General features: G+C 70.3%; 10 protein-coding genes. 2 read left to right on the forward strand and 8 right to left on the reverse strand.

Features of this window, described 5'->3' with window-relative positions:
- Positions 1-235: 235 nt before the first annotated feature.
- The 6 genes from ACWCXX_RS15760 to ACWCXX_RS15785 form a co-directional block, all read right to left on the reverse strand.
- Positions 236-1,438 carry a S8 family serine peptidase gene (locus tag ACWCXX_RS15760; RefSeq protein WP_451127416.1) on the reverse strand — a complete coding sequence of 401 codons (1,203 nt, stop codon included), beginning with the start codon at positions 1,436-1,438 and terminating at the stop codon, positions 236-238.
- A 368-nt stretch (positions 1,439-1,806) separates the two neighbouring features.
- On the reverse strand, positions 1,807-2,850 hold the full coding sequence (locus ACWCXX_RS15765) for a cytochrome P450 (RefSeq protein WP_451127418.1): 1,044 nt from the start codon (positions 2,848-2,850) through the stop codon (positions 1,807-1,809).
- Between the two features lie 115 nt (positions 2,851-2,965).
- A complete protein-coding gene (locus tag ACWCXX_RS15770) occupies positions 2,966-3,355 on the reverse strand; it encodes a tryptorubin family RiPP precursor (RefSeq protein WP_451127420.1) in 390 nt (129 codons plus the stop codon).
- Between the two features lie 311 nt (positions 3,356-3,666).
- Positions 3,667-4,965 carry an ABC transporter substrate-binding protein gene (locus ACWCXX_RS15775; protein ID WP_451127422.1) on the reverse strand — a complete coding sequence of 433 codons (1,299 nt, stop codon included), beginning with the start codon at positions 4,963-4,965 and terminating at the stop codon, positions 3,667-3,669.
- Complete coding sequence (locus ACWCXX_RS15780) at positions 4,965-5,804, reverse strand: carbohydrate ABC transporter permease (RefSeq protein ID WP_451127424.1); 840 nt, start codon at positions 5,802-5,804, stop codon at positions 4,965-4,967. The genes ACWCXX_RS15775 and ACWCXX_RS15780 overlap by 1 nt, the downstream gene beginning before the upstream one ends.
- Positions 5,801-6,751 carry a carbohydrate ABC transporter permease gene (locus tag ACWCXX_RS15785; RefSeq protein WP_451127426.1) on the reverse strand — a complete coding sequence of 317 codons (951 nt, stop codon included), beginning with the start codon at positions 6,749-6,751 and terminating at the stop codon, positions 5,801-5,803. The genes ACWCXX_RS15780 and ACWCXX_RS15785 overlap by 4 nt, the downstream gene beginning before the upstream one ends.
- A 125-nt stretch (positions 6,752-6,876) precedes the next feature.
- Here ACWCXX_RS15785 and ACWCXX_RS15790 point away from each other — a divergent pair, with 125 nt between their 5' ends.
- Positions 6,877-7,743, forward strand: coding sequence for a phosphotransferase enzyme family protein (locus ACWCXX_RS15790; protein ID WP_451127428.1), 867 nt, complete (start codon positions 6,877-6,879; stop codon positions 7,741-7,743).
- A 51-nt stretch (positions 7,744-7,794) separates the two neighbouring features.
- Here ACWCXX_RS15790 and ACWCXX_RS15795 read toward each other — a convergent pair whose 3' ends face one another.
- Both ACWCXX_RS15795 and ACWCXX_RS15800 read right to left on the reverse strand, forming a co-directional pair.
- Positions 7,795-8,523, reverse strand: coding sequence for an exonuclease domain-containing protein (locus ACWCXX_RS15795; protein WP_451127430.1), 729 nt, complete (start codon positions 8,521-8,523; stop codon positions 7,795-7,797).
- A gap of 77 nt (positions 8,524-8,600) precedes the next feature.
- The gene (locus ACWCXX_RS15800; protein ID WP_451127432.1) at positions 8,601-9,833 is read right to left on the reverse strand and encodes an SAV2148 family HEPN domain-containing protein; all 1,233 of its coding nucleotides are present in this window, start codon (positions 9,831-9,833) and stop codon (positions 8,601-8,603) included.
- Between the two features lie 366 nt (positions 9,834-10,199).
- Between ACWCXX_RS15800 and glgX the strand changes: the two genes are divergently transcribed.
- On the forward strand, positions 10,200-12,365 hold the full coding sequence (glgX, locus tag ACWCXX_RS15805; protein ID WP_451127434.1) for a glycogen debranching protein GlgX: 2,166 nt from the start codon (positions 10,200-10,202) through the stop codon (positions 12,363-12,365).
- The last annotated feature ends 97 nt before the right edge of the window (positions 12,366-12,462 follow it).

The raw sequence follows: 12,462 nt of genomic DNA on the forward strand, positions 1-12,462 counted from the left end.
GTCAGACGCGGTGCATCGCAAGGCGGAGGGACGCCCGAATACTGGACGTATTCGGGCGTTCCGACAACGCGGCGAGGTGCCGTGGCTGTCGTCGCACGCCCGCCAGGGATTACGGGACAGCCCTTAGGACGAGCTCTTCGCGCCGTGCGGCCGCCGCGCCCCGTGGGGGAGGGCACGGCGGCCTTCGGTTCCGTCGTGCCGGACGGCGTTCACCCGGTCACGGCTGCGGGGTCGGTTACTCGACGACCTTCAGCAGCTTGTTCGGCGTGCCCTCGGTCGCGTTGGAGATCGCGTCGGGGGTGGCGCCCTCGGTCAGCGCCGTGGCGACCTCGTCCGGGGTGGCGTCCGGGTGGCCGGCGAGGTAGACGGCGGCGGCACCGACGACGTGCGGGGTCGCCATGGACGTACCGGAGATGGTGTTGGACGCGTCGTCGCTGTCGTTCCAGGACGAGGTGATGTCCGAGCCCGGGGCGTAGATGTCCACGATCGAGCCGTAGTTGGAGAACGACGACTGCTCGTCGTCCACCGTGGACGAGGCGACCGTGATGGCCTCCGGGACACGGGCCGGGGAGCTGCCGCTCGCGTCGGTGGACTCGTTGCCGGCGGCCACCGCGAAGGTGACGCCGGAGGCGATGGCCTTCTGGACCGCGGCGTCGAGCGCCTCGTCCGCGCCGCCGCCGAGGCTCATGTTGGCGACGGAGGGGCCCTCGTGGTTCTCGGTGACCCAGTCGATGCCGGCGACGACCTGCTCGGTGGTGCCCGAGCCGGAGTCGTCGAGCACGCGGACGGCGACGATCTTGGCCTTCTTGGCGACACCGTAGGTGGCACCGGCGATGGTGCCCGCCACGTGGGTGCCGTGGCCGTTGCCGTCGTCGGCGCTGTCGTCGTTGTCCACGGCGTCGTAGCCCGAGCTGGCCCGGCCCTCGAACTCCTCGTGCGTGGTGCGGACACCGGTGTCGATGACGTACGCGGTGACGCCCTCGCCCGCGCTGTCCGGGTAGGTGTACGCGTTGTCGCCGGCCGTCTCGGTCTGGTCGATCCGGTCCAGACCCCAGGACGGCGGGTTCTCCTGGGTCTCGCTGATGTGGAACTTCTTGTTCTGGACGACCTTGGAGACGGCCGGGTCGGCCGCCAGGCGCTTGGCCTCGGCGAGCGAGAGGCCGCTGGCGGAGAAGCCGTTGATGGCGGAGCTGTAGTTGCGCTTCAGCTTGCCGCCGTACTCCTTGGCGAGCTTCGCCTTGTCGGCCTTCTCGTTCAGCATGACGATGAAGCTGCCGGAGACGGCGTTCGCCGCGTCCGCGCCGTAGACGACGCCCGTCCTGGGAGCGGGTGCGGCACCGGCGAGCGAGGTGTTGAGCAGGGTGACACCGGCCGCTGCGGCGACCGCGGTTATCGCTGCGGTCAGCTTGATCCGGCGTGCGCGCTTGTGAATTGCCATGAAGAGGGATCTCCTCGTCATTCTTTGTGGGGGGATTGGCCCCCGGCCGGAAGATCTCCGGGGGCTGGCTCGAAACCCTGACCGATTGACGCGCCCAGATCAAGACCTTCATGCGGCTGTGACTTACTCAACAAACTTTCGTAATAAGAAACCGGCCAGCCGCACCCAAGTCGGGCAGCACCACCGCAACGTCCGCCGCACACACGGGACTTGCCGCCCACGTCAGGCGCCACCGGCCCGCTTCGCAGGCGGGAAGGCGGGGTGCGCCGGAGGGCGTTCGTGAAGGCGGGGGCGGCTTGAATCCGCCCCCCATGTTCACAGAGCCCTCACGACGTGATGAAGCGGACCCGGGCCCTCACGCCCCGGACTCAGGTCTTCACGACCCGGACCTCGCAGACGCCCATCAGCCCGGCGAGGGGCACCTTCGCGACGGTCTGTTCCGGACTCACCGTCAGGTCGTCGGCGCGCAGCCGGTCGAGCAGCATCTCGGCGAGCGGCATCACCATGTGCCGGCCCCAGCAGCGCTCCGAGGCGTGCCCGAAGGGGAGGTATCCGGGGTGGTCCTCGGGGTCGAGGTCGTCCCAGCGTTCGGGGCGGAACTCCTCGGGGTCCTCCCAGAGCGCGGGGTCGCGATGACTGAGCAGCGGCAGGATCAGGACGTCGTCGGCCGCGCCGATGCGGGAGTCGAGAGCGGGGTACTCCGGCGACGCCTTCCGCAGGATGTTCCAGGACGGCGGCAGCAGCCGCATGGCCTCGTACAGGATGTTCCGGTTCGAGGTGTCGTCGTCGAAGGGCGCCCCGAGCCAGAGCGCGTTGGCGACGAGCGTCGAGACGGTGAAGCAGACCGGGGCAGCCGCCCGTCGGTACAGCCCCATCGCGTAGCGGCGGTCGCCGTAGCCCTCCGCCTCGGCGGTCAGGCCCGCGATGGCGGAGACGGGGGCGCCGGGGCGGAGCCGGCCGGGCAGCGCCGCCCCCGTGGCGATGACCGTCCAGGTGAGTTTGGGCGTCAGCTCCAGGGCGCGGTCCATGAGGATGCGCAGCCGGTAGGGGTCGTCGCCCAGGACGAGGTCGCGCAGGAACACATGGCCGACGTGCGGCCACTCGCCGGAGAGGTCGACCGCCCCGACGGGCCTCTTCAGCGCCGTGCGCACGTCCTTGCCGATGGCCCGCATGACCGTCGACGCCTCGGTACGCGGAATGGACCGCCCGTGCAGGGGCTTGAACGTGGGGCGTTCGTCCTCGGCGGCCGGCCTGGCGGCGAGGATCCGATCGGTCAGGGCGGCCCCGGCCACGCCGACGGTACCGGGGTCCAGACGGAAGACCTCCTCGCCCCGGTGGTCCCGCAGGAGCGCCTGGAGCCTCGGCGCGAAGACGACTTCCCGGGCGCGGCTGCCGGTACCGGACGTGTGCATCGGTGGTCTCCAAGAAGCGGGAAGGGCCCGCGCCCGGCGGGCCGATGAGGCCTGGCCGGACACGGGCCCGAATCGGCCGACCGTGTCCCTCGTGACGACGGACCGTTCTGCCGGTTCAGTACCAGTGGTACCAGGCGTACGCCTTCAGGCTCTTCTCCGGAGTCAGCTTGTCCTTGAGCAAGAAAAGGAACTTCATAACAGTGCCTCCATCCTTTACTCTGAATTTACATTCACGGGGGCATGACTTGGGCTGTTCGCGACGACAACCCCCCGTCCTGGGCAGGTAATTGCCGATCCGTTCACCGCCGAAAAGAGTGAATCCCAGCGCGAAAGGAATTGTCAATGACTTCTTTTCGCGCCGTGTCCGACTCGCAGCGAATGCCGGGAAAATCCGCGAACGACCGGACGGGGCGGAGAACTTGTGAACCCGGCCCGGGAGGGCATCCATCCCACCCTTCCGACAGCTCCGACCGGCGCAAACGATGTGGGCGCATCCGATCGCCATACTCCTGTCGACACGTGCACACAAGTGCCTGAAGAGCCGAATTCAACCTCCCGAATGTCTGAATCGCCGACATCGGAAAATGCTCTGATCCGGACTCTTGATTTCTGGACGACCACCGGAAACGACGGGTGACGGAACCAAGAAAACGTACCGGTCGGTAATCCGGGGTCCGGCCACCGGAAAAACCGATTGGACCATTGAACCGGAAGGTCCTGGCACACCTCCGTGGGACCGGCGGAGGTTTGCCCGGCACGGCGACGGGACCGCCGGAGGGCGGCCTTGCGCCGTCGTGCCGGGCGGGGGGCGGCGGCTCAGCGCTGGTAGCGGGCCAGGACCCGGTTCCCGTCGTCGACCAGACGTTTCCTCAGCTCCTCGGCCCCGATCGCACCGCTGTAGTACTCCTGGAGGGCGGGGGTGGCGACCTTGTCCTTCCATTCCGGGTAGCCGCGCACCGACTGGGCCGGGGCCGGGCGCAGTTCCTTCGCGACGGCGACACCGGTCGCCCAGCCGTTCTCGGCGGTGTGCAGGGACGGGTCCGCGAGTGCCGCGGTGCCGGTCGGGAGCATCCAGTCGCCCTTGGCCAGGCGCACCATGTTCGGCGGCCGGAGCAGGAAGTCGATGAACTGCGCGGCCGCCTTCTTGTGCGGGCTGGCCTCCGAGACGGAGAGGGTCTGCGGGCTCACCCCCTGGGCGAGTCCCCCACTGCCCGCGGGAGCCGGCAGGACCGTCCAGTCGAAGCCCTCGGGCGCCTGCTCGACGACCTGCTGACGGTACGAGAACCCCAGCGGGACCATCGCGTACTTGCCGCCGAAGAACCCGGGAAGGGTGTCGGAGCCCCCCATGCCGAGTGCGGTGCGCGAGGCGCTGTGGTCGGTGTTGACCTGGTCGTGGATGGTGCCGGGGACGATCTGGTCGCCCTCGTCCGCGCGGATGGTCACCCTGCCGTCGGTACCCCGGTGGAAGAGCCTGCCGCCGCCGGAGAGGCCGAGGTTCAGCGTGACGGAGACCGGTTCCTTGAGCGGCCAGGCGACGCCGTGTCTGCCCTCCCCCGTCAGCTCCTCGGTGACCTGCCTGAACTCGTCCCAGCTCCACGGGTGTTCGGGGGTCGGGATGCGGACCCCCGATTCCTTCAGGAGCTTGGTGTTGGCGATCAGGACCCGGGGTTCCTGGAGGAACGGCACCCCGTAGACGCCGTCGCCGAAGGTGGTGGTCCGCCAGCTCTCCCGGGGGATGTCGGCGGTCAGCCGGTCGGGGAGGAGCCCGCGCAGATCGGCGAGATAGCCGCCGTACGCGAAGTCGGCGAGGTCGTCGGAGGCGTCGTGGATGACGTCCGGCGCCTCGTCGCCCTCGAAGGAGGTGAGCAGTTGGTCGTGGACGGTGTCCCAGCTGCCCTGGACGTAGCTGACGCGGATGTCCGGGTGGGTCTCGTTCCACTCCTTCACCAGTTGTCTGTTGGCGTCGACGGATTCCTTCTGCCAGGCCAGGGACTGGAAGGTGAGCTCGATCCTTCCGTTGCCGTCCCCGCCGTCGTCCGGTCCGGCGCAGCCGGTGAGCAGCAGGGCCAGCGCCGCGGCCGCGGCGGCCACCGTCCTCGTCAGGGATGCGCGCATCAGCTCTTCACCGCCCCGGCCGTCATGCCGCCCGTGATCCGCCGTTGGATGATCGCGAAGATCACCAGTGAGGGCAGGGTGGCGAGGAACGCGGCGGCGGCCAGCGGTCCGAGGTCGGCCGCTCCCTCCGCCCCGATGAAGTGGGTCAGCACGACCGGAAGGGTCTGTTTCTCCGGCGTCTTGAGCAGGACGAGCGCGAGGAAGAGCTCGTTCCACGCGGTGACGAAGGCGAAGAGCGCGGTGGCGACGATGCCGGGGGCCAGCAGGGGGGCGGTGACCGAGGCGAGCGTGCGCAGCCGGCCGGCGCCGTCCACCGAGGCGGCCTCCTCCAGTTCGACGGGCACGGCCCGTACGTATCCGACCAGCATCCAGAGCGCGAACGGCAGGGCCCAGACGACGTACACCATGATCAGCCCCCACAGGGTGTTGATCAGATGGAGGTTCTTCAGGATCAGGAAGAGCGGAATGATCATCAGGACGATCGGGAACGCCTGACTGATCACGACCCATCCGGTGGCGGCCGTCGAGAGCCTGGAGCGGTGCCGGGCCATCACATAGGCCATGGGGGTGGCGACGAGGACCGCGAGGAACGCGGCGCAGAGCGCGGCGAGCAGGGAATTGGCGGCGGCCTGCAGCAGCGGCTGTTCGTCGAACGCCTTGCGGAAGTTGTCGAGCGTCGGGTTCTCGGGGATCCAGGTGGGGTGCAGGGAGCCCAGTTCGCGTGCCGGTTTGAAGGCGGTGGAGATCAGCCACAGGAACGGGAACGCCAGGAAGACGAGGTACCCGAGGAGTGCGAGGTACTGTCCGGCGCGTGCTGGTCCGCTGGTGTGCAGGCTCATCGGTCCTCGCCTCCCCCGATCCGGCCGGCCAGGTACACCGCGAGGATCACGGAGATCACCGCGACCATCACGCAGCCCATGGCGGCGGCGTATCCGAACTGTCCGTAGTGGAAGGCCTCTTCGTAGGCGAAGAGCATCGGCAGCCGGGTGCGGCCGCCGGGCCCGCCGTTGGTCAGCACGTAGACCAGGGCGAAGGAGTTGAAGTTCCAGATGAAGTTGAGCGCGGTGATGGCGAGCGCGACCGGTCTGAGCACCGGCCAGGTGACGGTCCTGAACCGGCGCCAGGCACCGGCCCCGTCCAGGGCCGCCGCCTCGTGGAGTTCGTGCGGGGTGTTCTGCAGTCCGGCGAGCAGGGCGACGGTGGTCTGGGGCATGCCGGCCCAGACGCCCACGACGATCACGGCGGGCAGGGCGGTGGCGAGTCCGGTGAGCCAGTCCCGGCCGTCGCCGAGGCCGAGGTCGCGGATGGTCTCGTTGAGGACGCCCGCGTCGGGGTTGTAGACGAGGCGCCACATGATGCCGACGACCACCTCGGGCATCGCCCACGGGACGATCGCCAGGGCCCGCGCCAGCCAGCGCAGCCGCAGCTTCTGGTTGAGCAGCAGGGCGAGGCCGAGGGCCAGGACGAACTGCGGGACGGTGACGCCGACCGCCCACAGCAGCCCGATCCGGAACGAGTCCCAGAAGAGGGTGTCGTGGAGCAGGTCCTGGAAGTTGAGTCCGCCCACCCACTGGGTGGAGCGGGTGCGGCCGGACTGGGCGTCGGTGAAGGCCAGCGCGATGCCGTAGAGGAGGGGGCCGACGCTGAGGATCAGGATCGGGATCAGCGCGGGCAGCACCAGGAACCAGGCTCCGGCGTTCCGGTTGACCGGCCGGGACCGTCTGCCGGGCGGGCCACCGGGTGGGCTCTTCTTCCGGGTATGTACGGTTGCATTTGCCAATGTCATGAAATCGCCCCCTTGCGTCATTCGATCGGTTTCATACCGTTCTGGCCGCTCAGGTGGCCCCCGTCATCGTGCTGACGGCCCGTCGGTTCGTCAAGCAGACCTGCACGGATGCGAAAATCGGATCCATGAACGAAATGCGTGCGCGCGAGGTGTTGGCCGCTGCCGGGCTGTCCGGCGGGGCGGAGCTGCTCGCGCTGGGCGAGAACGCGGTGTTCGCCGACGGCGACCTGGTGGTCAAGGTCGGCCGGGACGCCGTGCGGCACCCGGAACTGCGGGACCGGGCCGAACGCGAGGTGGCCGTCGCCCGGTGGCTGGCCGCCTCGGGGGTGCCGGCCGTGCGCGCCGCCGAGCCCGGGGCGCGTCTGGTCGAGGGCCACCCGGTGACGCTCTGGCACCGGCTTCCCGAGGCCGTGCGCCCCGCCGAGCCGCGGGATCTGGCCGGACTGCTCGCCCTGGTGCACGCGCTGCCCACCCCGGACGGGCTCTTTCTGCCGCGCCGCGAACTGCTGGGCGGGGTCGAGCGCTGGCTGCGGCTCGCCGGTGACGCCATCGACCCGGCCGACGCCGACTATCTGCGCGAGCGGCGCGACGGCTTCGCGGCGGCCGCGGCGGCGCTGGTGCCCCATCTGCCGCCGGGGCCGATCCACGGGGACGCCCTTCCCCGTAATGTCCACGTCGGTCCAAACGGGCCGGTGCTGGTCGATCTGGAGACCTTCTCCGCCGATCTGCGCGAGCACGACCTGGTCGTACTGGCACTGTCCCGGGACCGGTACGGCCTGGCTCCCGAGGCGTACGACGCCTTCACCGCCGCGTACGGCTGGGACGTCCGTGATTGGGACGGCTGCGCGGTGCTGCGCGGGGCGCGGGAGACGGCCAGCTGCGCGTGGGTGTCCCAGCACGCCCCGTCCAACCCGCGGGCACTCGCGGAATTCCGCCGCCGGGTGGCGTCACTGCGGGACGGCGACCCGGCGGTGCGGTGGTACCCGTTCTGAGCACCGTCCGCGAGGCGTGACCGCCCGCCTCGGACGCCCGGCCGGGGACGTCTACCCCGGGATGCCGGCCGGTTCCCGCAGGGGCCAGTGGCCGTCGACCACCGCGTCCGCCGTGCCCTTGCGGCGCAGGAACTGCTGGAAGTCCGCCGCCCACTGCGCGTACCACTCCACCTGGCGCTCGTGCAGCTCGGCGGCGGTCAGTCCGGCCACCGAGGCGTGCCGTTCGGCTATCGCGTACGCCACCCGGACCGCGGCCAGTGCGTCCGCCCCCGCGTCATGGGCGCCGCCGTGCACCACGCCGTACTCGACGCAGACCGCTTCGAGGTTGCGCTTGCCCTTGCGGTAGCGGTCGACGGCCCGGTCGATGGTGTACGGGTCGACGACCGGGCCGATGCCCGCCCCGTCGAGCCGGTCGCTCAGCGACGGCAGTCCGTGGCGCCGCAGCTCCGCCGTGAGCAGGGTCAGGTCGAAGGCCGCGTTGTACGCCACGACCGGCACGCCGCGGCGCCAGTACTCCGTGAGCGTCCCGGCGATCTCGTCGGCCACCTCGCGCGCCGGCCGGCCCTCCGCCGCCGCCCGTTCGCTGCTGATGCCGTGGATCGCGGAGGCAGGTCCGGGAATCGGAACACCCGGATCCGCCAGCCAGGTGCGCTGCCGCACCGGCTCCCCGTCCCGGCCGTCGACACCGACGACCGCCGCCGTGACGATCCGGGCCTCCAGCGGCTCCGTACCCGTCGTCTCCAGGTCGAAGCCGACCAGCGCCTCCCGGTGCCAGCTCATCCCGTACCTCCTTCGTGGTGCTCTCCCCCAGGTGTGTCCACCCTCGCACGCACCACTGACAACGCGGACCCGGCCCCTCAGGAGACGGGCCGGGAGTCCGTCCACACGGACTCGAACTCCTCGCGGTACGTCTCGAACAGTCCGTGCTCGCTGGCCTGCCCCGCCCGGACCACGGCGCGCCCGCCGCCGCGCAGCACCAGTACGGGCGCCTCCATGCCTCGTGCGCGCCTCAGATAGGGCTGCACGACCCCGACCGCGTCCGTTCCGTCGCCGTCCACCAGATAGGCCGTGAAGCGCGGTGTCTCGTCGAAGACGTGGATCTCGAAGGCGCCCGGGTCGCGGAGCTTGGAGCGGACCCGGCGCATGTGGAGGATGTTCATCTCCACCGACCGGCTCAGCTCGCCCTTCTTGAGCCCCAGCTCCCGCTCGCGGCGCTTGACCGCACTGCTGGCCGGGTTGATGAAGAGCAGCCGCACCCGGCAGCCCGACTCGGCGAGCCGGATCAGCCTGCGGCCGGAGAAGTTCTGCACCAGCAGGTTGAGGCCGATGCCGATCGCGTCCAGCCGGCGCGAACCGCCGAAGAGGTCCTCGGCCGGCAGCTGGCGCTGGAGCCGCACCCGGTCGGCGTGGACGGAGACCACGTCCGCGTACCGGTCGCCGACCAGTTCCTCGACGGCGTCGACCGGGAGCCGGTCGGCCGACGGCACCGCGGCGCCGCTGCCCAGGATCTCCAGGAGCCGGGCGGAGGCCCGCTCGGCCTGGGCGAGGACCGCCTTGTTCAGGGCGCGGTTGCGGGAGACCACATTGCGGGCGACCTCCAGTTCGTCGAGCGCCAGCTCCACCTCGCGCCGGTCGTCGAAGTACGGCTCGAAGCACGGCCAGTGCTGGACCATCAGTTCGCGCAGCTGCGGCAGGGTGAGGAAGCTGAGGACGTTGTCGTCGGCGGGGTCCAGCAGATAGCCCTTGCGGCGGGAGACCTCCCGTACGGCGACGGCGCGCTGCACCCATTCCTGCCCGGCGGGGCCCGCGGCGGCCACCACCCAGTCCTCGCCGTGGACCGGTTCGTAGATGGGCCGGAGCACGGCGGCGACCACCGCGCGCAGCCGCTGTTCCACCAGGTTGAGCCAGATGTAGGCGCGTCCGGCCCGCTGGGCGCGCGTGCGCACCTCGCTCCAGGCGTCCGCGCCCCAGTCCAGTTCCGCGCCGATCTCCATGGGCCGTGCAAGTGATACCGCCCCTGGCGGGACGTCGCCGGAGTCCCCCTCGTGACCTGTGTCACCCGGGGGCAGCTCGATCCCTCCCGAGCTCACCCACGCACCGCCTTCCACTCCCCCACCAACGATCAAGGAAGGGTACTCCGCGAGCGGGAGCCGGTGCAGCCCGATGCGCATGCTGCTTCACCAACTCCCCACCGGTGCGGGCCGGTTCTCGACGGCAAGATCTGCCGCAGTGAGGGGATTCATAGTGATTGTGCCCCCTTGTCGCCCTCCGCACCGGGTGCGCGATCCGGCCGGGTGCGCATCGCGGTTCCGGGCGACACAAAGGGGCCCGATGTTGACCGGACCGCGCGACGTCCTAGGCAGCCGCACTTCTTTCGGGGAAGATTTCGGGAAAGATCTGACACAAACAGCCCGAAAGCCCCAAACCCCCGGATCAGAAGGGGAAGAGTCGAATCCATGCAGGTCTGGCCGGGACAGGCGTACCCCCTCGGCGCCACGTACGACGGCGCCGGGACCAATTTCGCGGTCTTCTCGGAGGCCGCCCACCGAATCGAGTTGTGTCTGCTGCACGACGACGGTTCCGAGACGGCGGTGGAGCTCAGGGAGACCGATGCCTTCGTCCGTCATGCCTATCTGCCCGGGGTGATGCCCGGTCAGCGATACGGGTTCCGGGTCCACGGGCCGTACGAACCGCAGCGTGGCGTGCGGTGCAATTCGGCGAAACTGCTGCTCGATCCGTACGCCCGTGCGGTCGCCGGGCAGATCCGGTGGGGCGAGGAGGTGTACGGCTACCCGTTCGGCCGGCCCGACGCGCGCAACGACCTCGACTCGGCGCCGCACACCATGACCTCGGTGGTGGTCAACCCGTACTTCGACTGGGGGGACGACCGGCGGCCCCGTACGGACTACCACCGCACGGTGATCTACGAGGCCCATGTGAAGGGTCTGACGATGCTCCATCCGGGGCTGCCGAAGGAACTGCGCGGCACCTACGCGGGGCTGGCCCATCCGGAGGTGATCGCCCATCTGACGGAGCTGGGGGTCACGGCCATCGAGCTGATGCCGGTGCACCAGTTCGTCCAGGACCACCGGCTGGCCGACGCCGGGCTGGCCAACTACTGGGGCTACAACACCATCGGTTTCTTCGCCCCGCACAACGCGTACGCCTCCTGGGGCGACCGGGGCGAGCAGGTGCTGGAGTTCAAGCAGGCCGTACGGGCCCTGCACCAGGCCGGCATCGAGGTGATCCTCGACGTGGTCTACAACCACACCGCCGAGGGCAACCACCTGGGCCCGACGCTCTCCTTCCGGGGGCTGGACAACGCCTCGTACTACCGGCTGGCGGACGACCAGCGGTACTACATGGACACCACCGGGACCGGGAACTCCCTGCTGATGCGGTCGCCGCACGTGCTCCAGCTGATCATGGACTCGCTGCGGTACTGGGTCACGGACATGCACGTGGACGGTTTCCGCTTCGACCTGGCGGCGACCCTGGCCCGGCAGTTCCACGAGGTGGACCGGCTGTCGTCGTTCTTCGACCTGGTGCAGCAGGACCCGGTGGTCAGCCAGGTGAAGCTGATCGCCGAGCCGTGGGACGTGGGCGAGGGTGGCTACCAGGTGGGGAACTTCCCGCCGCTGTGGACCGAGTGGAACGGCAAGTACCGGGACACGGTGCGGGACCTGTGGCGGGGCGAGCCGAGGACCCTCGCCGAGTTCGCCGGCCGGCTGACCGGCTCGTCGGACCTGTACCAGGACGACGGGCGGCGCCCGCTCGCCTCCATCAACTTCGCCACCTGCCACGACGGGTTCACCCTGCACGACCTGGTCTCGTACAACGACAAGCACAACGAGGCGAACGGGGAGGGCAACCGGGACGGCGAGAGCCACAACCGGTCCTGGAACTGCGGGGTCGAGGGCGAGACGGACCGGCCGGAGGTGCTGGACCTGCGGATGCGGCAGATGCGGAACTTCGTCGCCACGCTGATGCTGTCGCAGGGCGTGCCGATGCTGAGCCACGGCGACGAGTTCGCGCGGACGCAGCGGGGCAACAACAACGCCTACTGCCAGGACAACGAGCTGTCGTGGGTGCACTGGCCCGACCCGGCGGACACGGCACGGGACGGCGCGGACGGGACGGAGGGGGGCGGGGGGAGCACGGCGGGCAGCAGTCTGCTGGAGTTCACCCGGGCGATGGTGTGGCTGCGCCGCGACCACCCGGTCTTCCGGCGCCGCCGGTTCTTCCACGGCCGTCCGGTGGAGGGCACGCACGACGAGCTCTCGGACATCGCGTGGTTCACGCCGGAGGGCCACGAGATGACGCAGCGGGACTGGCAGGCCGCGCACGCCAAGGCGTTGACGGTCTTCCTGAACGGGCACGCGATCTCGGAGCCGGGGCCGCGCGGCGAGCGGATCTCCGACGACTCGTTCCTGCTGATGTTCAACGCGAGTGCCGAGACACTGGAGTTCTCCGTCCCGGTCAATCACGGCCGGCAGTGGCTGGTGGTCGTCGACACGGCCCGCCCGGTCGGGGTGCTGCCCGGCTCGGGTCCGAAGGTGGCGGCGGGCGATCGGGTGACGCTGGTCGGGCGGAGCATGGCGGTGCTGCAGCGGCCCGCGTGACACCTGGGGCGTGTTTCGAAAGTCCCGCCTGGCCGGGACCGGGGCTGCCGGGGCCGGGACCGGGGCTGCCGGGGCCGGGCGGCCGGGCCGTCCCGCC

The sequence above is a fragment of the Streptomyces sp. NPDC001732 genome, assembly GCF_053596315.1.